At 71.8% G+C, this 21800-nt stretch carries 15 protein-coding genes and 1 pseudogene; 9 read left to right on the top strand and 7 right to left on the bottom strand.

The window, feature by feature from the left end; genetic code table 11:
• Window positions 1-210 (bottom strand): annotated as a pseudogene (locus tag AC07FA_RS28525) (DUF2403 domain-containing lipoprotein); the annotation flags it as partial.
• A gap of 176 nt (window positions 211-386) precedes the next feature.
• On the opposite strand from AC07FA_RS28525, the gene rimP reads away from it, so the two are divergent.
• The 9 genes from rimP to AC07FA_RS28480 all read left to right on the top strand — a co-directional run bounded on the left by rimP (window position 387) and on the right by AC07FA_RS28480 (window position 12618).
• Window positions 387-884, top strand: a complete 498-nt coding sequence (gene rimP / locus AC07FA_RS28520; protein ID WP_479079183.1) for a ribosome maturation factor RimP — start codon at window positions 387-389, stop codon at window positions 882-884.
• A gap of 2 nt (window positions 885-886) precedes the next feature.
• Window positions 887-1927, top strand: a complete 1041-nt coding sequence (nusA, locus tag AC07FA_RS28515) for a transcription termination factor NusA (protein ID WP_479079182.1) — start codon at window positions 887-889, stop codon at window positions 1925-1927.
• Between the two features lie 146 nt (window positions 1928-2073).
• Window positions 2074-2361: a YlxR family protein gene (locus AC07FA_RS28510; RefSeq protein WP_479079181.1), complete on the top strand. Its 288-nt coding sequence runs from the start codon at window positions 2074-2076 to the stop codon at window positions 2359-2361.
• A gap of 140 nt (window positions 2362-2501) precedes the next feature.
• On the top strand, window positions 2502-5630 hold the full coding sequence (gene infB, locus AC07FA_RS28505) for a translation initiation factor IF-2 (protein WP_479079180.1): 3129 nt from the start codon (window positions 2502-2504) through the stop codon (window positions 5628-5630).
• 136 nt (window positions 5631-5766) lie between these two features.
• Window positions 5767-6060 carry a DUF503 domain-containing protein gene (locus AC07FA_RS28500; RefSeq protein ID WP_328906159.1) on the top strand — a complete coding sequence of 98 codons (294 nt, stop codon included), beginning with the start codon at window positions 5767-5769 and terminating at the stop codon, window positions 6058-6060.
• 38 nt (window positions 6061-6098) lie between these two features.
• The gene (gene rbfA, locus AC07FA_RS28495) at window positions 6099-6572 is read left to right on the top strand and encodes a 30S ribosome-binding factor RbfA (RefSeq protein WP_479079179.1); all 474 of its coding nucleotides are present in this window, start codon (window positions 6099-6101) and stop codon (window positions 6570-6572) included.
• Complete coding sequence (truB, locus tag AC07FA_RS28490) at window positions 6569-7471, top strand: tRNA pseudouridine(55) synthase TruB (protein ID WP_479079178.1); 903 nt, start codon at window positions 6569-6571, stop codon at window positions 7469-7471. The genes rbfA and truB overlap by 4 nt, the downstream gene beginning before the upstream one ends.
• Before the next feature lie 207 nt (window positions 7472-7678).
• Window positions 7679-11620 carry a trypsin-like peptidase domain-containing protein gene (locus AC07FA_RS28485; protein ID WP_479079177.1) on the top strand — a complete coding sequence of 1314 codons (3942 nt, stop codon included), beginning with the start codon at window positions 7679-7681 and terminating at the stop codon, window positions 11618-11620.
• Between the two features lie 41 nt (window positions 11621-11661).
• Entirely contained in the window at window positions 11662-12618 is a 957-nt protein-coding gene (locus AC07FA_RS28480; protein WP_479079176.1) for a bifunctional riboflavin kinase/FAD synthetase, read from the top strand.
• A gap of 108 nt (window positions 12619-12726) precedes the next feature.
• Here AC07FA_RS28480 and AC07FA_RS28475 read toward each other — a convergent pair whose 3' ends face one another.
• The 6 genes from AC07FA_RS28475 to AC07FA_RS28450 form a co-directional block, all read right to left on the bottom strand.
• Entirely contained in the window at window positions 12727-13704 is a 978-nt protein-coding gene (locus AC07FA_RS28475) for an oligopeptide/dipeptide ABC transporter ATP-binding protein (RefSeq protein WP_479079175.1), read from the bottom strand.
• The gene (locus AC07FA_RS28470; protein ID WP_479079174.1) at window positions 13701-14738 is read right to left on the bottom strand and encodes an ABC transporter ATP-binding protein; all 1038 of its coding nucleotides are present in this window, start codon (window positions 14736-14738) and stop codon (window positions 13701-13703) included. The genes AC07FA_RS28475 and AC07FA_RS28470 overlap by 4 nt, the downstream gene beginning before the upstream one ends.
• The gene (locus AC07FA_RS28465) at window positions 14735-15655 is read right to left on the bottom strand and encodes an ABC transporter permease (protein WP_479079173.1); all 921 of its coding nucleotides are present in this window, start codon (window positions 15653-15655) and stop codon (window positions 14735-14737) included. The genes AC07FA_RS28470 and AC07FA_RS28465 overlap by 4 nt, the downstream gene beginning before the upstream one ends.
• Complete coding sequence (locus AC07FA_RS28460; protein WP_479079172.1) at window positions 15652-16743, bottom strand: ABC transporter permease; 1092 nt, start codon at window positions 16741-16743, stop codon at window positions 15652-15654. The genes AC07FA_RS28465 and AC07FA_RS28460 overlap by 4 nt, the downstream gene beginning before the upstream one ends.
• A gap of 3 nt (window positions 16744-16746) precedes the next feature.
• Entirely contained in the window at window positions 16747-18621 is a 1875-nt protein-coding gene (locus AC07FA_RS28455) for an ABC transporter substrate-binding protein (RefSeq protein ID WP_479079171.1), read from the bottom strand.
• 198 nt (window positions 18622-18819) lie between these two features.
• On the bottom strand, window positions 18820-21627 hold the full coding sequence (locus tag AC07FA_RS28450; protein ID WP_479079170.1) for an SCO5717 family growth-regulating ATPase: 2808 nt from the start codon (window positions 21625-21627) through the stop codon (window positions 18820-18822).
• Window positions 21628-21800: the final 173 nt, after the last annotated feature.

Genomic DNA, 21800 nt, shown 5'->3' with positions numbered 1-21800 from the left:
ACCCACCCCCCCCCCCCCCCGCCCCCCCCCCCCCCCCCCCCCCCCCCCCCCCCTCCCCCCCCCCCCCCTCCCCCCCCCCACGCCCCGTGAACCGGCGGCGGTGTCCCCGGGCGCCTTCGGCCCGTCACCGCAGCCCGCCAGCACCGCACCCATCGAAAGTGCTCCAGTGGCCGCGAGCGCGGCCCTGCGCGTCGTCCCCGTCCGCCGCACGTGTCTCCTCCGGGTTCCGTTCGGTACTGACAGCTTCTGTCCTGAAGTGATCACCGCTGGCGAGCGTACCCGCGCCCCGGGGCAGGCGGACGGCAACACCCCTCCGGACCGGATACCCTTTGACCTGACACACGACGATCCCCACAACAGCACACGCGGCCGAGGAGTCACCCGGGATGAGCACCACCCAGAGCGAGAGGCTGCGCGAACTGCTGGAACCGCTCGTCAGCGCCGAGGAACTGGATCTCGAAGAGATCGAGGTGGCCCGAGCCGGCCGCCGTCAGGTGCTTCGCGTCATCGTGGATTCCGAACAGGGCGTCGAACTGGACGCCTGCGCCGAGCTGAGCCGCGCGATTTCCGAGAAGCTCGACGAGAGCGACGTGATGGGCGAGGGCGAGTACGTCCTCGAAGTGAGCTCTCCGGGCGCCGACCGCCCGTTGACCGAGCACCGCCACTACGTACGCGCCACCGGCCGCCTCGCGCGGCTCCAGCTGACCGACGGCGACGAGCTGGTGGCCCGCATCCTCGCGGTCGACGACGAAGGACTGGACCTCGAGGTGCCGGGCGTCAAGGGCCGCAAGCCCACGTCCCGCCGGGTCTCCTTCGACGAGATCGCCAAGGCGCGCGTGGAGATCGAATTCAACCGCAAGGACAAGAAGGAAGAGGAGGCGTAGCCGTGGACATCGATGTGAAGCTGCTGAAGGGCTTGGCGCAGGACAAGGAGATCCCCTTCGACGTGCTCGTCGGGGCGATCGAGTCGGCCCTCCTCATCGCGTACCACCGCACCGACGGCAGCCACCGCCGGGCGCGGGTCGAGCTGAACGAGCGCGGCCACGTGACGGTGTGGGCCAAGGAGGACCCGGCCGACCTCGAAGAGGGCCAGGAGCCCAAGGAGTTCGACGACACCCCGTCCGGCTTCGGCCGGATCGCGGCGACCACCGCCAAGCAGGTCATCCTGCAGCGGCTGCGCGACGCCGAGGACGACAGGACGTTCGGCGAGTACGCCGGCCACGAGGGCGATGTCGTCACCGGTCTGGTCCAGCAGGGCAAGGACCCGAAGAACGTCCTGGTCGACATCGGCAAGATGGAAGCCATCCTGCCCGTCCAGGAGCAGGTGCCGGGCGAGGAGTACACGCACGGCCTCCGGCTGCGTTCGTACGTCGTACGGGTCGCCAAGGGCGTCCGTGGACCGTCCGTGACGCTGTCGCGCACCCACCCCAACCTCGTGAAGAAGCTCTTCGCGCTGGAGGTCCCGGAGATCGCGGACGGCTCGGTCGTCATCGAGGCGATCGCCCGCGAGGCCGGTCACCGCAGCAAGATCGCGGTGCGCTCCACCCGCGCCGGCCTGAACCCCAAGGGTGCCTGCATCGGCCCGATGGGCAGCCGTGTGCGCAATGTCATGGCCGAGCTGCACGGCGAGAAGATCGACATCGTGGACTGGTCGGACGACCCGGCCGAGATGGTCGCCAACGCGCTCTCGCCCGCACGGGTGAGCAAGGTCGAGGTCGTGGACCTCGGTGCCCGGTCCGCCCGGGTCACCGTCCCCGACTACCAGCTGTCGCTGGCGATCGGCAAGGAGGGGCAGAACGCCCGTCTGGCCGCCCGCCTCACCGGCTGGCGCATCGACATCCGGCCGGACACGGAGACGGACGAGGAGCGGGACATCGCGGACCGTCAGCGCGCCGAGCGTGCCAGGGACCGGTCGGAGCGGGGCTGATTCCCAGCCCGTCCGGTAGCGGGGCGGGCCGTTCCGAGGCCCGCCCGAAGGAATAGATCTGGGCGCCACGACGCTGAGATCACGACAACATCCGTTCGATTTTTGCCCCAAAGGGGTGAGGTCGGTGCGGGGAGGTAGACTTAAACGTGTCTGGCCGGACGCTAGCCCGCGCTTGCCCCGAACGAACCTGTGTCGGATGCCGGGAGCGGGCGGCCAAGACCGAGTTGCTGCGCATCGTGGCGGACGAGGGTGAATGCGTACCCGATCCGCGCGGTACGCTGCCCGGCCGGGGTGCGTATCTGCACCCCGCCTCTGCCTGTCTCGACCTGGCGGTCCGCCGCCGGGCATTCCCCCGGGCCTTCAAGGCCAAGGGGCCGTTCGGTTCCGCGGCACTCCAGCGGTTCGTCGAGCGGGTGGCAACGCAAGAAAAGTGAACGGCACGGGACCCCGTGCGGTCAGGTACCTCGCGAGTTGGAAGTAGGTCGAGATTGCGATGAGCACTCGATGAGTACGCGATGAGTACGCCCATGAAGTAGCGACGGTCCGGCGGTAACCCGGACCTAAAAGGAGCGAAGTGGCTAAGGTCCGGGTATACGAACTCGCCAAGGAGTTCGGGGTTGAGAGCAAGGTCGTCATGGCCAAGCTCCAAGAACTCGGTGAATTCGTACGTTCGGCGTCCTCGACGATCGAGGCGCCGGTTGTACGCAAGTTGACTGACGCACTGCAGGGGCCCGGCGGCAACGCCGGCAAGTCCGCTGCGAAGCCCGGCGCGCCCCGCAAGGCCGCGCCCTCGAAGCCCGCAGCGCCCTCCCCGGCCGCTGCGGCACGTCCCGCTGCTCCGAAGCCCGGCGCCCCGGCCCCCAAGCCGGCCGCAGCCGAGGCCCCGGAGAGCAGCGCCCCCGCCGCACCTTCCGCGCCGTCCGCGGGCCCGCGTCCGGGCCCCAAGCCCGCGCCGAAGCCCGCACCGGTCACTCCGGTGCCCGCGGCTGAATTCTCCGCTCCGGCCCCGGCTCAGCCGGCCCAGCCGCAGCAGCAGCAGGCCCCGCGTCCCGCGGGTGCCACCCCCGGCCCCCGCCCCGCCACCCGTCCGGCTCCGGCCGGCGGTCAGCGCGACGGTGGTCAGCGTGACGGTGGCCGTGGTGGCGAGCGTGGCGGCGAACGCCCCGCGCGTCCCGCAGGCCAGGGAGCGCCGCGACCTGCCGGTGCTCGTCCGGCGGGTCCCCGTCCGGGCAACAACCCCTTCACCTCCGGTGGCTCCACCGGCATGGCGCGCCCCCAGGCCCCCCGGCCCGGCGGCGCCCCGCGTCCCGGTGGCGGTCAGGACCGTCCGGAGCGCCCCGGCGCCCCGCGTCCGCAGGGCGGCCCCGGCGGCGCCCCGCGCCCGCAGGGTCAGGGCGGTGCCCGTCCGAGTCCGGGCGGCATGCCCCGTCCGCAGGCTCCCCGTCCGGGCGGTGCCCCGGCCGGTAACAGGCCGAACCCGGGCATGATGCCGCAGCGTCCCGCTGCGGGTCCGCGTCCCGGTGGTGGCCCCGGTGGCGGTGGCCGTGGTCCCGGTGGCGGCGGCGGTCGTCCCGGCGGCGGTGGCGGCGCAGGCCGTCCCGGTGGCGGCGGCTTCGCAGGCCGTCCGGCCGGTCCCGGTGGCGGTGGCGGCGGTTTCGCCGGTCGTCCCGGTGGTCCGGGTGGCGGCGGCGGTGCTGGTCGTCCGGGCGGCGGCGGCGGCTTCGGCGGTCGTCCCGGCTTCGGTGGACGTCCCGGCGGCCCGGGTGCCCGTGGTGGCACACAGGGTGCGTTCGGCCGTCCCGGTGGTCCCGCGCGTCGTGGTCGCAAGTCGAAGCGTCAGAGGCGCCAGGAGTACGAGGCCATGCAGGCCCCGTCGGTGGGCGGCGTCATGCTGCCTCGCGGCAACGGGCAGGCTGTCCGGCTGTCGCGCGGTGCGTCCCTCACGGACTTCGCGGAGAAGATCAACGCGAACCCGGCGTCGCTCGTCGGCGTGATGATGAACCTCGGCGAGATGGTCACTGCCACGCAGTCCGTCTCCGACGAGACGCTGAAGATGCTCGCGGACGAGATGAACTTCGTCCTCGAGATCGTCAGCCCCGAGGAGGAGGACCGCGAGCTGCTCGAGTCCTTCGACATCGAGTTCGGCGAGGACGAGGGCGGCGAAGAGGCCCTGGTCTCCCGTCCGCCGGTCGTGACCGTCATGGGTCACGTCGACCACGGTAAGACCCGACTGCTGGACGCGATCCGCAAGACGAACGTCGTTGCGGGCGAGGCCGGCGGTATCACGCAGCACATCGGTGCGTACCAGGTCTCCTCCGAGGTCAACGGCGAGGACCGCCGGATCACCTTCATCGACACCCCGGGTCACGAGGCGTTCACCGCCATGCGTGCACGTGGTGCGAAGTCCACCGACATCGCGATCCTCGTGGTGGCGGCGAACGACGGTGTGATGCCCCAGACGATCGAGGCGCTGAACCACGCCAAGGCGGCCGACGTGCCGATCGTGGTCGCGGTCAACAAGATCGACGTCGAGGGTGCCGACCCGACCAAGGTGCGCGGTCAGCTCACCGAGTTCGGTCTGGTGGCCGAGGAGTACGGCGGCGACACGATGTTCGTCGACATCTCCGCCAAGCAGGGCCTCAACATCGAGGCTCTTCTAGAGGCCGTCGTCCTCACCGCCGACGCCTCGCTCGACCTGCGGGCCAACCCGGAGCAGGACGCGCAGGGTATTGCGATCGAGTCCCACCTCGACCGCGGCCGCGGTGCCGTCTCGACCGTCCTCGTCCAGCGCGGCACGCTGCGCATCGGCGACACGATGGTCGTCGGCGACGCGTACGGCCGAGTCCGGGCGATGCTCGACGACAACGGCAACAACGTCCAGGAAGCGGGTCCCTCGACCCCCGTCCTGGTCCTGGGTCTCACCAACGTCCCGGGTGCCGGCGACAACTTCCTGGTCGTCGACGAGGACCGTACGGCCCGTCAGATCGCCGAGAAGCGTGCCGCCCGTGAGCGCAACGCCAACTTCGCCCGCAAGGGTGTCCGGTTCTCCCTGGAGAACCTGGACGAGGCGCTCAAGGCCGGTCTGGTCCAGGAACTCAACCTCATCATCAAGGGCGACGCGTCCGGTTCGGTGGAGGCTCTCGAGTCCTCGCTGCTCCAGCTCGACGTCGGCGAAGAGGTCGACATCCGGGTCCTGCACCGCGGTGTGGGTGCGGTCACCGAGTCGGACATCAACCTGGCGACCGGCTCCGACGCCATCGTGATCGGCTTCAACGTGCGCGCCGCAGGGCGTGCCGAGCAGATGGCCGAGCGCGAAGGCGTGGACGTCCGGTACTACTCGGTCATCTACCAGGCGATCGAAGAGATCGAAGCGGCCCTCAAGGGCATGCTCAAGCCGGAGTACGAAGAGGTCGAGCTCGGTACGGCGGAGATCCGCGAGGTCTTCCGCTCGTCCAAGCTGGGCAACATCGCCGGTGTGCTGGTCCGGTCCGGCGAGGTCAAGCGCAACACCAAGGCGCGCCTGCTTCGCGACGGCAAGGTCATCGCGGAGAGCCTCAACATCTCCGGTCTGCGCCGCTTCAAGGACGACGTCACCGAGATCCGCGAAGGCTTCGAGGGCGGTATCAACCTCGGAAACTTCAACGACATCAAGATCGACGACGTCATCGCGACGTACGAGATGCGCGAGAAGCCCCGCGGCTGATCCGTACCTCAACAGTCGGGGCCGATCGACGGGTCTTATTCCGTCGATCGGCCCCGGCCGTTCCGTGTACGGTTCTTGTGTCCCTGCCAAGCGCTGGCAGGGCACGAACCCGAACCGGCGGGACATCCGGACACACATGTATGTGGGGACACTGTCCTTCGATCTGCTCCTCGGCGACGTACGGTCGTTGAAGGAGAAACGCTCCATCGTCCGGCCGATCGTCGCCGAACTTCAGCGCAAGTACGCGGTGAGCGTGGCGGAGACGGGTGAACAGGATCTCCATCGCAGGGCCGAGATCGGTCTCGCGGTGGTCTCCGGGGACACCGGGCACCTCACAGACGTACTGGACCGGTGCGAGCGGCTGGTGGCCGCCCGCCCCGAGGTGGAGCTGTTGTCGGTTCGACGGCGGCTGCACAGCGACGAAGACTGAACAAGCACAGCAAACCCAGAAGGAAGAGTGACGGACCGGTGACCGACAACGCGCGGGCCCGCAAACTGGCCGATCGCATCCAGGTCGTGGTCGCGGAGACCCTGGACCGGCGAATCAAGGACCCGAGGCTCGGGTTCGTGACGATCACGGACGCCCGTGTCACCGGCGACCTGCGGGAGGCCACGGTCTTCTACACGGTCTACGGGGACGACGAGGAGCGCGCGGCTTCGGCCGCCGCGCTGGAGAGCGCCAAGGGCGTCCTCCGCTCCGAGGTCGGCAAGCAGATCGGGGTCCGGTTCACGCCGACCCTGGCCTTCGTGCCGGACGCCCTCCCGGACAACGCCCGCACCATCGAGGACCTCCTCGACAAGGCGCGTGCCAAGGACGCGGCGGTGCGCGAGGTGTCGACCGGCGCGACCTATGCGGCCGGGGCCGACCCGTACCGCAAGCCGGAGGACGAGGACGACGAGGCCGACGGGTCCGACGAGAACGAGGGCCCGACCTCCGCATGACACAGCAGAACCAGAAGACGCCGGACGGCCTTGTCATCGTCGACAAGCCGTCCGGCTTCACTTCGCATGACGTCGTCGCCAAGATGCGCGGCATCGCCCGCACCCGACGCGTCGGTCACGCCGGCACTCTGGACCCGATGGCCACGGGCGTGCTCGTGCTCGGCGTGGAGAAGGCCACCAAGCTGCTCGGCCACCTCGCGCTGACCGAGAAGGAGTACCTCGGCACGATCCGGCTCGGCCAGGACACCGTGACGGACGACGCGGAGGGCGAGATCATCTCGTCCACCGACGCGTCGGCCGTGACGCGCGAGGGCATCGACGCGGGCGTCGCGGCCCTGACCGGCGCGATCATGCAGGTGCCGTCCAAGGTCAGCGCCATCAAGATCGACGGCAAGCGGTCCTACGCGCGGGTGCGCGGCGGCGAGGAGTTCGAGATCCCGGCCCGGCCGGTGACCATCTCGTCCTTCACCGTCTACGACGTGCGCGAGGCCGTGGCGGAGGACGGGACCCCGGTCGTCGACCTGGTCGTCTCCGTCGTCTGCTCCTCCGGTACGTACATCCGTGCCATCGCCCGCGACCTCGGTGCGGGGCTCGGCGTCGGCGGACATCTGACGGCGCTGCGCCGCACGCGGGTGGGTCCGTACGGACTGGACGCGGCCAAGACGCTCGACCAGCACCAGCAGGAGCTGACCGTGATGCACGTCGCGGAGGCCGCCTCCTCGGCGTTCCCCCGCTGGGACGTCGACGAGAAGCGGGCCAGGCTGCTGCTCAACGGGGTCCGTCTGGACATGCCCTCCTATCCGCAGGGGCCCGTGGCGGTCTTCGGCCCCGACGGGCAGTTCCTGGTCCTCGTCGAGGAGCAGCACGGCAAGGCCAAGAGCCTCGCCGTCTTCGCCTGATCCGCATCACCTCTCCGGCGGCGCCGTGGAGCGGGCAGTGCCCCCTGTGCCCGCTCCACGTTCCCCCTCCCCCTGGAGAGCTCTGTCCACTGAGCGCAGTGAATTCACCCCAATGGACGGGCGCTCGGAGTGAATAAGGGGTGCACAAGGGGGCGCTTTTATGCGGTCCGCTACTCGTGCTGATCCACGCCGACCTACGGTCGGACCATGGGCAGCGGGGACCGGCCGGAGCTGGTAAGAATCTGCGATCACGCCGGCCGGCCGCGGGGGACGGGATTCGTCGCGGACGACCGCGGCACGGTCGTCACCAGCCATGAGGCCGTCGCCGCTTCCGTACCCCTGACGCTCCACGGACGCGAGGGCCGCCAGTGCGCCGTCCGGCCGCAGGACATCACGCGGCTGCCGGAGCTGGGTCTCGCCCTGGTGCGCACCGCCGGCCCCGACGCACTGGGCGCGCGGCCGCTGCCGGTGGCCGTCAGGGAGCGGATCGGGACCGGCACGTACGTCTGCATCGCCGCCCACGGGTGGCGTGAGGCGCGCGTCCTCGGGGAGGCCCCGGCGACGTACACCGTGGGGGGACTGAGCCACCGGATCGACGAGGCGATGGTCCTGGCCCTCGGTACGGACGGGCGGGACGCGCTGCGGTCGGGCGGGACGGCCGTGGGCGGGCCCGTGCTGGACCCGGAGACCGGTGCGGTCCTCGGGGTGCTGTCGACGGCTGTGAGCGCCGGACACGAGTCGGCGGGGCTCGCGGTGCCGCTCACCGGGCGGACGTCGGCACCGGGCCGCGAGCTCCTCCGGGAACTGGTCCTGCGGAACGCGGCGACGGTGCCGGGCTACGGGCGCGACCTCAACCTCGCGGGCGCCCACCAGCTGACCGCCACGTCGGTCGGCTCGCTGGGCGGTCCGGGCAACCGCACCGAGCCGGTCCACCGGCCGGACACCGCCGCGGTGCTCGCCGCCTTCGAAGCGGGTACGGGGCAGGTGCTGGGCCTCGTCGGTGCGCCCGGCACCGGCCGCACCACCGAGCTCGCCGCCCTGGCCGCCCGCCGCGCGCAGGGCTCCGTGCCCGCCCTGACGCTGTGGCTGCGCGGCGCCGACCTGCTGGCCGACGACACGTCGGTCGCCGACGCGATGGCCCGGACCCTTCAGAGGTCGGGGCGGATCATCGCCGCCGCCGGCGCCGGGGGAGACATGGCGGCGGCCACCCCCGAGCGGGTGGCCGCGCTCGCCGTCACGGCCGCGAGCCCCCTGCTCGTCGTGCTCGACGGCCCCGAGGAGATGCCGCCGCTGCTGGCCCACCGGCTCGCGGAGTGGACCACGGGGACGGCCCGCTGGCTGAGCGCCCACGGGGTACGGATGGTCGTCGCCTGCCGCCCCGAGCACTGGGAGACCGCCGGGGCGCTCTACCCGGCCGGCGCCCTGCACCGCCCCGAGCGCCCCGCGAGGCGGCTGCCGCCCGCCGTCCGCCTCGGGGACCTCACCGCGAGCCAGGCCGAACAGGCCCGCGAGCGTTACGGCATCCCCGCCGGTGCCATCACCCCGGGCCACGACCGGCATCCGCTCACGCTGCGCCTGCTCGCCGAGGTACGCGAAGCACTGCCCCCGGACGTGCCCGGCCGACCCGGCACGGAGGACGTCTTCGGCGCCCACCTGGACCTCATGTGCGTGCGCATCGCCGTCCGGATCGCGGCCGGGGACGAGCCACGGCTCCGGGGCACGGCGGTACGCCGCCTGGCGGCGAAGGTGGCGGGCCAGGTCCACGAGGCGGCCCGGCGCTGTCTCGGCCCGGGCCAGGGCGAGCTGGACCGGGCCGCGTTCGAGGAGCTCTTCCCGTGGCGCACGGGCTGGGCGTCGGCAGTCCTCACCGAGGGCCTCCTGACCCCGGCGGGCGCGGGCTACCGGTTCGCCCACGAGGAACTGGGCGACTGGGTCCAGGGCGCCCACCTGGACCTGGACGCGGCACTGCGCGCCCTGGTCCACCGCTGGCACGAGCCGCCCGCACCGGCCGGCCGGGGCGCCGGTGGGGCGCGGTGGCCCGGGCCGGCCGCCCCGCCACCGCGGGAGGAACCCCGCACGCTGCCCGTGCCACGCCATCGGATCGGCCCGGTGATCCAGGCGATGCTGTTGCTGGGACGGCGCCAGGGGACGTCCGCGCTCGCCCACCGCATGGCGGACCTGATCGAGGCGATCGACCGGTTGTCGGTGCGGCCCACGGGGGACGGCGCCGGTGACCTGACGGGCGCCGCCGTCAAGGGGCCCGCGCCCGGCGGGGCGGCGTCGCGCGTCGGGCGGGACGGGGCCGGGGCCACGGGACCCGGCACTGGCGAGGTCCATGCGGCCGTGGCGGAGGGGGAAGCGGTTCTGCCCGGCCGCGCGAGCGTCGCCACGGCGTCCGGGGCGTGCTCGGGCGGGTGCGACGTGGTTCGGGCCCCGGGCCCCGTGAACGGCGCGACGGCCGGCCCGTGCTCGGGCGGGTGCGACGTGGCCGTGAGGTCCACGGCCCCAGGGCACGGTGTTCCCGTCCCCGGCACATCTGACCGGACGGCCGGGGAGGCGGCTCCCGCCCTCGCGTCCCCTGCTGGGACGAGCGATGCCGTCTGGTGGGCTGCTCACCTGCTGGGGGAGAGTCTGCTCCGGGTGCCCGACGCGCGGCCGTATCTGGGTGTCCTCCGCGTGCTCGCCGGGCGCATCACCCGGCGGTCCGTCGCCGGCGGCGGACCCTCGCGGCTGGGGGCGTACGCGGAGTTCGGGCCGTGGTTCTGGCAGCGGCTGCGGCTGCCCGAGGAGGAGCGGATCGATCTGCTGCGGCGGCTCCTGCCCGCCGACGGGGCCCCGCGCACCGACGGAGACGCGCGGTTCCTCGACGCCGTGGCCCGGCGGCTCACCGCCGCCCCGCGCACCGTGCAGGCGCTGCTCTGCCAGTGGTTCACCGACGAGCGCGCCCTCCACTCGGACGCGGGTCTGCCGATGCGCCCCACCGTGGCCGCCGCCGCGCAGGCCCTGCTCTACGCCCGCCGCGACCTGGACGTCGACGCGCTGACCGACGCGCTCGTCGGGGCCCCGCACCCACGCGCCGGGGAACTGCTGGGCATCCTCGTCGAGGACGAGCCCTCCGCGCTCTGCCGGGCCGTCGAGCGCTGGGCACGCGACGAGGACAGGCCCGTACGGCGGGCCGCCGCCGCGGCGTACGCCCCGGTCCTCCTCGCCCACGCCGCCTCGGACGCCGACCGCGCCCTGCTGCGCGGTGCAGCCCTCCACCTGCTCGCGCGCCCCGCCGACTCCGCACTGCACGGAGCGGCGCTCACCGTCCTCGTACACGATCCGGGGACCAGGGACCGCTACCTGCCGCAGGCCCTGCGGGTGTTCGCCGCCGGTGACCCGCAGCCTCCGGTGGCGCTGCTCGCCGAGGTGTTCCCGGCCCACCCCGGGCCCGTCCTCGCCGCACTGCGGGCGCGGCTGGCGCGTCCGGACGACGGCTCGGGGGACGTACTCCTGGCCCTGGCCGCGCTGGACGCCCCCGCCCTTGCGCTGCACGCCGCCGATCTCGTACGCACGTACATCCACGCCCATCCCGGGGACGGAGCGCGCGTCTCCGCGTACGTCGACGTCCGGCTGGAACACGGCCCCGCAGCCCGCGCCCTGCTGCTGCCCCTGGTCACCGGGCTGCTCCGGGACCGGCCCGCGCCGCCGCCCGTCCGCGGAGCCCTCGCGCGGGTGCTGGCCGCGCCCGGGAGCAGTGCCTCGCGCCCGTTGCGGGCCGAGCTGCTGGAGGCGCTGCTGGAGTTCGAGCAGGACACCGGCAGGGACCCCGAGGTGCTCGACGCGCTCCTGCAGGCCGCCGCCACCGGCTCGGGGGCGCGCTCACCGGTGCGGACGAGGGCGCTGGTGCACCGCACCGGCATGCTCCTGGTACGGACCCCGGAAGGCGCCGCGCGCTTCGACCGCCGGCTGGTCGAACTCGCCCGCGACGTACCCGGCTTCGCGGGCCTGGTCACCGGCTGGCTGGCCGACGCCCCGCAGGAGTGGGCCGCCGTCGTCGGGCCCAGTGCCCGGCGGACGCTGGAGGCCCTGGAGACGTCACAGCCTGCGATGACGGTGCCGATGCAGGCCGTGGGACGTGAGCATGGCAGTCTTAGACCTGCGTAATGGACAGAGACGTACACGGGTTCGGGCGAGGAGCGGTCACAGTGCAGCGCTGGCGTGGCTTGGAGGACATCCCCCAGGACTGGGGACGCAGCGTCGTCACCATCGGCTCCTACGACGGTGTGCACCGCGGACACCAGCTGATCATCGGCCGGGCCGTGGACCGGGCCCGCGAACTGGGCATTCCCTCCGTGGTCGTCACCTTCGATCCGCACCCCAGCGAGGTCGTCCGCCCCGGCAGCCACCCGCCGCTGCTCGCCCCGCACCACCGGCGCGCGGAGCTGATGGCGGAGCTGGGCGTGGACGCGGTGCTGATCCTGCCGTTCACGACCGAGTTCTCGAAGCTGTCGCCGACCGACTTCATCGTGAAGGTGCTGGTCGACAAGTTGCACGCGCAGGCCGTCATCGAGGGCCCGAACTTCCGGTTCGGACACCGGGCGGCGGGGAACGTACAGCTGCTCACCGAGCTCGGCGGGACGTACGACTACACGGTCGAGGTCATCGACCTCTTCGTGAGCGGTGAGGCGGGCGGCGGTGAGCCGTTCTCCTCGACCCTCACCCGCCGACTGATCGCCGAGGGCGATGTGACGGGCGCGGCGGAGATCCTGGGCCGGCCGCACCGCGTCGAGGGCATCGTCGTCCGTGGCGCGCAGCGCGGCCGCGAGCTGGGCTTCCCGACGGCGAACGTCGAGACCCTGCCGCACACCGCGATCCCCGCCGACGGGGTGTACGCGGGATGGCTGCACGTGAACGGCGAGGCCATGCCCGCCGCGATCTCCGTCGGCACGAACCCGCAGTTCAACGGCACCGAGCGCACCGTGGAGGCGTACGCGATCGACCGCGTGGGCCTCGACCTCTACGGGCTGCACGTGGCGGTGGACTTCCTCGCCTACGTACGCGGCATGATGAAGTTCGACTCGATCGACGAGCTGCTCGTGGCGATGGCCGCCGATGTGAAGCGCTCCAGCGAGCTGATCGCCGCCCACGACAACCGCGCCTGAGCGACAGACAGACTTACCTGGCCACACGCCACACGCCACACGCCACACGCCACACGGCCTCGGACCGAACCGGTCCGAGGCCGTGTGCGTAGCTGCGCGGCCGGCGTACTACACCGTCCCCGCCCAGTGGCACGCGACCTGCGTCGTCCCGCCGCCCGCGAGCACCGGCAGATCCTTCGTACGGCACGCGTCGGCCACTCCCGCCCGCTCGGCCTCGCCCGAGGCCAGGATCTGGCAGCGCGCGTGGAACCGGCAGCCGGACGGCACCTTCGAGGGGTCCGGCGGCTCCCCGGACAGGATCACCGGTTCACCCTGCGCCTCCGGCAGCACGGACAACAGGGCCTGGGTGTACGGGTGCTGGGGAGCCGTCAGGATCTGCTCCACGTCACCCGTCTCCACGATCCGGCCGAGATACATCACCGCCACCCGGTCCGCGATGTTCCACGCCAGACCCAGGTCGTGCGTGACGACCAGCGCGGACAGGCCCAGCTCGTCGCGCAGCCGCAGCAGCAACGCCAGGATCTCGCCGCGCACCGACGCGTCCAGCGAGGCCACCGGCTCGTCGGCCACGATCAGTTCCGGCTCCAGGACGAGCGCACCGGCGATCACGACCCGCTGACGCTGTCCGCCGGACAGCTCGTGCGGATAGCGCAGGAAGAACCGCTCCGGGGGCCGCAGACCCGCCCGCGACAGCGCCTGGGCCACGGCCGCCCGCTCGTCACCCGGGTATCCGTGGATGCGCAGGCCCTCCGCCACCGCGTCGTACACCGTGTGCCGGGGATTGAGCGAGCCGCTGGGGTCCTGGAGCACCAGCTGGACCCGCTTGCGGTACGCCTTGAGCGCGCGGCCGGAGTAGTCCAGCGGCTCGCCGCCGAAGGTGACCCGGCCGGCGGACGGCGGGACCAGGCCCAGCAGCGAGCGGGCCAGGGTCGTCTTGCCGCAACCCGACTCGCCGACCAGGGCGACGATCTCGCCGGGCCGGATGTCGAGGTCGACCCCGTCGACGGCGCGGGCCGGGTCGGCGCCGCGCCGGCCGGGGAAGGTGACCTTCAGGGCCTCCGCGCTGAGCAGGGGAGTGATGGTCATGGCGTGCTCCTTGCTTCCTCGGCGGCCGGTTCGACGGCCGGCCCGGGGCCGGGCCCGACGAGCACACAGGCCGCCCGGCGTCCGTCCCCGGCGTTCCGCAGCTGCTGGTCCTCGGTGGCGCACGTGCCCAGCGCGGCCGGACAGCGGGGATGGAACGTACAGCCGGACGGCAGCGCCGAGGGGTCGGGCGGGTCGCCCGGCAGACCGCGCGGGGCGTGCCGGGAGGAGAGGTCGCCGATCCTCGGGAAGGCGGCGGAGAGCGCGTTGCCGTAGGGGTGCGCGGCGTTCTCGTACACCTGCTTGGCCGGGCCCTCCTCGACGACCCGGCCCGCGTACATCACGGCGAGCCGGTCGCAGGTGTCCGAGAGCACCGCCAGGTCGTGGCTGATCATGATGAGGCCGAGGTCCTGGTCGGCGACGAGCTGTTCGATCAGCCGCAGGATCTGCGCCTGGATCATCACGTCGAGCGCCGTGGTCGGCTCGTCGGCGATGACGAGCCGGGGATCGCAGGCCAGCGCCATCGCGATCATCACACGCTGGCGCTGACCGCCGGAGAGCTCATGCGGATACGCGTCGGCACGCGCCGCCGGAAGTCCGACCTGCTCCAGCAGTTCCCCCGCCCGCTTCCTCGCGGCGGCCGGGGTCGCCTTCTTGTGGAGCAGGATCGGTTCGGCGATCTGGTCCCCGATGCGGTGCACGGCGTTGAGCGAGTGCATCGCGCCCTGGAAGACGATCGACGCCCCGGCCCAGCGGACCGCCCGCAGCCGGCCCCACTTCATGGCGAGGATGTCCTCGCCGTCGAGCAGGATCTCGCCCGACAGCGTCGCGGAAGCAGGAAGCAGCCGCAGCAGCGCGAGCGCCAGCGTCGACTTCCCGCAGCCGGACTCCCCGGCGATGCCGAGCTTCTGGCCCGCGTCGACCCGCAGATCGATGCCGCGTACGGCGGGGACGGCGGAGGCCCCCGAACCGTAGGTGACGTGGAGGTTTCTGACGTCGAGCAATGGCTGCCCGGTCGTCGGCTCAGGTGTGGTCAACGGGTCACCCCCAGCTTGGGGTTGAGCACGGACTCGATCGTGCGGCCGCACAGCGTGAACGCGAGCGCGACGACGGCGATGGCGAGTCCGGGCGGAGCGAGGTACCACCAGTTCCCGGAGCTGACCGCACCCGCCTCGCGGGCGTCCTGGAGCAGTCCGCCCCAGGAGACGATCGTGGGATCGCCGAGCCCGAGGAAGGCCAGGGTCGCCTCGGTGAGAATGGCGGTGGAGATCACCAGCGTGGTCTGCGAGAGCACCAGTGGCATCACGTTGGGCAGGACGTGGCGGGACATGATGTGGCCGTGACCGCCGCCGAGCGCCTTGGACCGCTCGATGTACGGGCGTGACTCGACGGACAGGGTCTGTGCCCGGACCAGCCGCGCGGTCGTCGGCCAGGTCGTCACACCGATCGCGAGGATCGTCGTCCAGACGGACCGGGAGAGCACGGTGGCCAGCGCGATGGCGAGCACCAGGGTCGGCATCACGAGGAACCAGTCGGTGATCCGCATGATCACGGTCCCGTACCAGCCCTTGAAGTGCCCCGCGGTGATGCCGACCAGCGTGCCGATCGCCACCGAGAGGAACGCCGCGAGCAGGCCGACGGTCAGCGAGACCCTCGTACCCCACAGCAGCAGGGCCAGCAGACTGCGGCCGAACTGGTCCGTTCCGAGGGGGAAAGCGGCGCTGGGCGACTCCAGGGGCCCGCCCGTGGCCTCGGTGACGCTCTGGGACTCCTCGCCCGCCAGCACGGGAGCGGCCACCGCGAGCAGGGCGATCACGCCGAGTACGGCGAGCCCGGCGAGACCCGCCCGGTGGGTGCGGTACTGGCGCCAGAAGCGGGCCACGGCCTGGCGGCGGCGGGCCCAGGTGAGGGCGCGCGGGCTGCTGTTCTGCACGGCGTCGGTCGGGACAGTCATCGGCCCACCCGGGGATCGAGCAGCGGATAGATCACATCGGCGAGCGTGTTCATCAGGATCACCGCGGCGGCGAAGACGAAGAACAGCGCCTGCACCAGCGGCAGGTCGGGCACGCTCAGCGCCTGGTAGAAGAGCCCGCCCAGGCCGGGCCAGGAGAACACCGTCTCCACGAGGATGGCGCCCGCCACCGTGTTGCCCAGGTTCACGAAGAGCAGCGTCACGGTCGGCAGCATCGCGTTCGGCACGGCGTGGCGGCGGCGTACGAGGTCGTCGCGCAGCCCCTTCGCACGGGCCGTCGTCAGATAGTCGCTGCCCATCTCGTCGAGCAGTGAGGAGCGCATCACCAGGAGGGTGCGGGCGTACTCGACGGCGACGAGGGTGACGACCGGCAGCACCAGGTGGTGGGCGACGTCGAGGACGTAACCGAAGCCGCTCTCGTTGCCGGACTCCATGCCGCCGGTCGGGAACATCCCGGGGATCGGGCCGATACCCACCGACAGCGTGATGATCAGCAGCAGCCCGAGCCAGAAGGACGGCACCGAGTACAGCGTCAGCGCGAAGGCGGTGTTGAAGCGGTCCCCGAAGGAACCGTTGCGCCAGGCGGACCTGGCACCCAGCCAGATACCGATCACCGTGTAGATCACGAACGCGGTGCCGGTGAGCAGCAGCGTCGCGGGCAGCGCCTCGGAGATCTTGTCCATGACCGGGGCGCGGAACTGGTACGACGTACCGAAGTCCCCGGTGAGCGCCTTGCCGCAGTACTCGGTGAACTGCTGCCACAGCGGCAGGTCCAGGCCGAACTCGCGGCGCATCGCGGCGATCTGTTCCGTGGACACCTGCCGGCCACCGGTCATCTGCTTCACCGGGTCGCCGGGGATCAGCCGGAAGAGGAAGAAGCTGGTGACGAGTACGGCGAACAGGGAGATGGCCGCACCGGCCAGTTTGCCCGCCACATAGCGGAGATAGGCGGTCGTGCTGCGGGATCGCGGACCGCGGGCCGACGGCCCGGCCGGAGCCGGGCCGTCGGTCTGCGCACTGTCCACGCCCGTCGCGCTCTTCAGCAGCGCGGGTGTGCTGTCTGTGCTCATGGACTATTCACGGTCTTCCGCGGTGGAACGACGACGCATGGCGAACAGCAGCCCGCCACCGGCGAGGACGACGACGGCGACACCGATCCCGATGAGGACGCCGGTGGAGCTGCCACCGTCGTCGGAGGAGCTGCCCGACGCCCCGGCGGCCGGAACCGCCGACCACCAGCTCCAGTACCCGTCCTGACCGAAGATGTTGCCCGCGGCGGACGGCATCGTCGTGATCGACTTGATCTGGTCGGTACGGTACGCCTCGACGGCGTTCGGATAGGCCATGACATTCATGTACCCGGTGTCGTACAGCCGCGATTCCATCTGCTTCACCAGATCGGCGCGTTTGGCGGGGTCGTACTCCGCCAGCTGCTTCTTGTACAGCTCGTCGTACTGCTTGTCGCAGATGAAGTTGTCCGTCGCGGCGGACTCCTTCGGCTTGGCCGGCAGGGCGGCGCAGGTGTGGATCGACATCACGAAGTCGGGGTCCGGGTTGACGGACCAGCCGTCGAAGGCGAGGTCGTACTCACCGGCGTACCAGGGGTCGGAGACGTTGTCGATGCAGTCGACCTTCAGCCCGATGCCGAGGTCGCCCCACCACTCCTGGAGGTACTTGCCGATCGCCTTGTCGTTCGGGTCCGTGGCGTGGCACAGGATGCGGAAGTCGAGCGGTTTGCCGTCCTTGCCGACGCGCTTGCCCTCGCCGTTCTTCTTGTAGCCGGCCTCGTCGAGCATGGCGGCGGCCTTCGCCGGGTCGTAGCTGAGCTTCTGGTCGGCGGACGGCTGCCAGAAGTACTCAGGGAAGCGCGGCGGGATGTAGCCCTCGCCCTCGACGGCGTGGCCCTGGAAGACCTTGTCGATGACGGTCTTGCGGTCGACGGCCATGAAGAGCGCCTGACGGACCTTCTGGTCGAGCAGCGCCGGATGTCCGTCGCCGAACTTGGTGCCGTCCTTGGTGCGGGCGCCCGGGTTGATCGCCAGTGCGTAGAAGCGCCGGCCGGGGGCGTCATTGACCTTGATGTTCTTCGCGGTCTTCAGCGAGGCGGCCTGAGCGGGCGTCAGGCTGGGACTGCCCGCGACGAAGGAGACCTCGCCCTTGCGCAGGGCGGCGACGGCCGCGTCCTGGTCCTTGTAGTAGCGGAAGACGATCTCGTCGAACTTGGGCGAGCCGCGCCAGAAGTCCTTGTTCGCCTTGAGCTTCACATAGCTGTCGACCTTGTAGTCCGTCAGGATGAACGGACCGTTCCCCACGATCGGGAACGTGGTGTCGTTGTTGAACTTGGAGAAGTCACCGACCTTCTCCCAGACGTGCTTCGGCACGATCGGTACGTCGAGCGCGGCCATCGTGGCCTGCGGCTCCTTCAGCTCGATGACGAGCTGCTCCGGCGTCGGAGCGGTCACCTTCTTGAAGTTGCCGACGAAGCTGCCGTTCGAGGTGGCCGCCGCCTCGTCGGTCATCATCTTGTTGAAGGTCCACGCGGCGTCCTCGGCGGTGGCCTTCTGCCCGTCCGACCACTTCGAGTCGGAGCGGATGGTGTACGTCCAGGTCAACTTGTCCGCCGACGGCTTCCACTTGGTGGCGAGCCCGGGGATCGCGTGGTTGTCCTTGGCGTCGTAGTTGGTCAGGTAGTCGTACATGAGCCGGTGGATGCTCGTGCTGAGCAGGCGCTGCGCGAGGAACGGGCTCAGGGAGTCGACGCTCTGTGCGACCGCGACCGTCAGGGTCGACTTGCCGCTGTCGGCCTGCGCCTCCTGCGGCGCGGGCGCGAGTGGGTTGCCCGGTACGACCGAACCGGCGGCGAGCGCCAGTGCGGCGGCGCCGGAGGCCAGGAGGAGACGCACGCTGCGGCGTGGGCGGGGGGAGCGGGGTGGAACTCTTGTGACCATGGGACGTTGACCTCGCGTCATGACTCGCATGGAGAAGGCGGGCAGATCTCTGGTTCGCCAGCTGGTGAAGCGAAGGTTTATCAGCGGTGGTCGAGCCGCGTCAACGGTGTGCCAAACGGCGTGTGGGCTGCGGGAATGCAAGAAGGGCTCGCATCGTGTGAACGATGCGAGCCCTCATTGGTTTAGACCTCTACTGCCCTACTGCTGAGGCGCTGGTGGGGACTGCGGAGGCTGCTGCTGCCAGCCGTTCTGCTGCTGCGCCCCGGGACCGGGCTGCGGCGGGTACGGCTGTTGCGGGGGCAGCTGTCCGCCGTACGGCTGCTGCGGATACGGCTGTTGGGGGTGCTGCTGCGGCTGCTGCGGCGGATACGGCTGGTAGGGCTGCCCGGCCTGCGGCTGCCCCGGCTGCTGCTGCGGGACGTACGCCTGCTGGCCCGGCGCCTGCTGACCGGGCGTCTGGTGTCCGGGCATCGGCGGGGCGAACTGCGGCGGCTGGCTGCTGCCGTCCGAGGTCCACAGCCCCTGCTGCTGCTGGGCACGCGCGAAGTCCTCGGCGACCATGGCCGAGAGGTTGAAGTACGCCTCGCGGGTCTTCGGCCGCATCATGTCGAGGTCGACCTCGGCGCCCGCCGAGAGGTGCTCGTCGAACGGCACCACGACGACACCGCGGCAGCGGGTCTCGAAGTGCTGCACGATGTCGTCGACCTTGATCATCTTTCCGGTCTCGCGGACTCCGGAGATGACCGTGATGGAACGCTGCACCAGGTCCGCGTACCCATGGGCGGACAGCCAGTCCAGCGTGGTCGACGCACTGGACGCACCGTCGACCGAGGGCGTCGAGATGATGATCAGCTGGTCCGCGAGGTCCAGGACCCCGCGCATCGCGCTGTACAGCAGACCCGTGCCCGAGTCCGTCAGGATGATCGGGTACTGCTTGCCGAGCACCTCGATCGCGCGCCGGTAGTCCTCGTCGTTGAAGGTCGTCGAGACGGCCGGGTCCACGTCGTTGGCGATGATCTCCAGACCGGAGGGCGCCTGCGAGGTGAAGCGGCGGATGTCCATGTACGAGTTGAGGTACGGGATCGCCTGGACCAGGTCTCGGATGGTGGCCCCGGTCTCGCGGCGCACCCGGCGGCCGAGCGTGCCGGCGTCCGGGTTGGCGTCGATGGCGAGGATCTTGTCCTGTCGCTCGGTGGCCAGGGTCGAGCCGAGCGCGGTCGTCGTCGTGGTCTTGCCGACGCCGCCCTTGAGGCTGATGACGGCGATCCGGTAGCAGGACAGCACCGGCGTACGGATGAGGTCCAGCTTGCGCTGCCGTTCGACCTCCTCCTTCTTGCCGCCCAGCTTGAAGCGGGCGGCGGCGGAGGGGTTGCGGCTGCTCTTGGCCTTCTGCTTGCCCCGGACCAGGCGGTCCGACGAGAGCTCCACGGCGGCCGTGTACCCCAGCGGCGCGCCCGGTACGGAGCGCTCGCGCTGGTCGTGGGTGACCGGGGTCGGCCAGGCGTTCCCGGTGCGGGGGTCCACGGGGGGGCCCTGCGGTGCCTGGTGCTGGGGGTGCTGGGGGTGCTGAGCGGGCTGCTGATGCGGAGCCTGGTAGAGCTCAGGCTGCTGCTGGGCGGGAGCGAGAGGGGCGGGCAGGTTGGGCGTTCCCTGGACCGGCTGCTGCGGATTCTGTGGTGGCAGGGGTGCGCTCTGCGCGGGGAAGAGCGGCGGCTGGGGCGCCTGAGGCGGTTGCGGGAAGCCGTAACCACCCTGGCCCTGGACCTGGCCGGGGAACTGCGGCGGCTGGGGCTGCTGCGGAGCCTGCGGCTGCTGTTGCTGAGGCGCCGGGAGCGCCGGTGCCTGGGGTGCCTGGATCTGCGGTGCCTGGGCCTGCGGCGCCTGCGGGAATCCGTAACCGCCTTGCGGAGCAGGGAGGTTGGGCTGCACCGCAGGGACCGGTCCCTGCGGCGGCTGTGCCGCGTGCGGGAACCCGTAGCCGCCGGGCGCCTCGTTCGTGGGCGCCGGTGCGGGCCACTGCGGCGCCGCCTGGGGCGCGGAGGGCTGCGGAGCGGCCGGCTGGAAGGTGGGCGGCAGCGGCGGAAGGGCGCCCTGCGCGGGCTGCGCGGGGGACCACGGTGCCGGTGCGTGGGACGGCGCGGCGTCCTGGGGCGCCGCGTCCGCGCGGGCGTCCGAGGGCTCGTCGGCCGGTACCGCGGGCGCGGCGGCCGCTTCGGCGGGCTCGGCGTCCCCCGGCGCGTCGGCCGTGACGTCCGCGGCAGCCGGGACGGAGTCCTCCACGGAGGTGTCGGGAGCATCCGGCTCGCCCGTGGATCCGTCCTCGGACGCGCCAGCGGTCTCGTCCGTCACCGGGGTGGCGGCGAGAGCGACCGGATCCTGACCGTCGGAAGAGCCCGGACCGGAAGAGCCCGGAGCGGCGTCCGTACCCGCCTCCGCGCCCGCGTCGGGCGTCGGCTGCGATCCCGAGATCGCGGCCTCGGCACCGGCCGCCGCTTCCCGTTCCGCGATCTCCCGCTTCAGGGCCGCGGGCGAGAACCGCATGGTGGCGCCGCTCTCCACGTCGCCACCCCCGAACGGCTCCGACGCCGCACCGGAACCGACAGGCTCGGACGAGGCGGACGACACCGACGGAGTGGCCGGCCCGGGCGCGGCCGAAGGCTCACCGTCCCCGAATCCGTCCGCAGGCCCGCCCGTGGCTCCGTCCGCAGACCCGCCCGCAGGCGTGCCCCCAGCCGCCGCCGGTTCGGAGCGCGGTGCCCAGTCGGGTTCGAAGCCGCTGCCCGCCGGCAGCCCCGGCACGGAGACCGGCGCCCCGTTGGGCGGCGGAGGCGGCGCGAGATGCGAACCGGCGCCGCCCGACGAGTCCCCCGCAGCGTTCTGCGTGTACCAGGCGGGAGGGGTGTAGTCGATGGTGAACTCACCCGTCATCTCGGCGGGATCCGCGTCGGACGACTCGTCGACGGGCGTGTTCCATCCCCCGCGGATCTCGTCCCGATCGCCGTTCACTTTGCCTCCTGGTGTGGTCGAGCACCCTTGTGCCGTGGTGGGTGGGGGCGACCGTTCCCGTTGTCCGATCCGCCCGGCTCTCCCCCTTGCGACGCGCATGTCCTGTCCACAGGTTCATTTGCCGCGCCCTCACCCACCCTAATCGCCATCGGGCTCACTACGGCAGGCCGTAC

The sequence above is a fragment of the Streptomyces sp. NPDC045968 genome (assembly GCF_056430475.1).
This window is presented reverse-complemented; position numbering and strand designations above follow the sequence as displayed.

What these genes read in the sequence shown, in the direction of transcription:
- rimP (WP_479079183.1), top strand. Translation starts at nt 387, where the DNA reads ATGAGCACCACCCAGAGCGAGAGGCTGCGCGAACTGCTGGAACCGCTC.
- AC07FA_RS28500 (WP_328906159.1), top strand. Translation starts at nt 5,767, where the DNA reads ATGTATGTGGGGACACTGTCCTTCGATCTGCTCCTCGGCGACGTACGG.
- truB (WP_479079178.1), top strand. Translation starts at nt 6,569, where the DNA reads ATGACACAGCAGAACCAGAAGACGCCGGACGGCCTTGTCATCGTCGAC.
- AC07FA_RS28485 (WP_479079177.1), top strand. Translation starts at nt 7,679, where the DNA reads ATGGGCAGCGGGGACCGGCCGGAGCTGGTAAGAATCTGCGATCACGCC.
- AC07FA_RS28475 (WP_479079175.1), bottom strand. Translation starts at nt 13,704, where the DNA reads ATGACCATCACTCCCCTGCTCAGCGCGGAGGCCCTGAAGGTCACCTTC.
- AC07FA_RS28465 (WP_479079173.1), bottom strand. Translation starts at nt 15,655, where the DNA reads ATGACTGTCCCGACCGACGCCGTGCAGAACAGCAGCCCGCGCGCCCTC.
- AC07FA_RS28460 (WP_479079172.1), bottom strand. Translation starts at nt 16,743, where the DNA reads ATGAGCACAGACAGCACACCCGCGCTGCTGAAGAGCGCGACGGGCGTG.
- AC07FA_RS28455 (WP_479079171.1), bottom strand. Translation starts at nt 18,621, where the DNA reads ATGGTCACAAGAGTTCCACCCCGCTCCCCCCGCCCACGCCGCAGCGTG.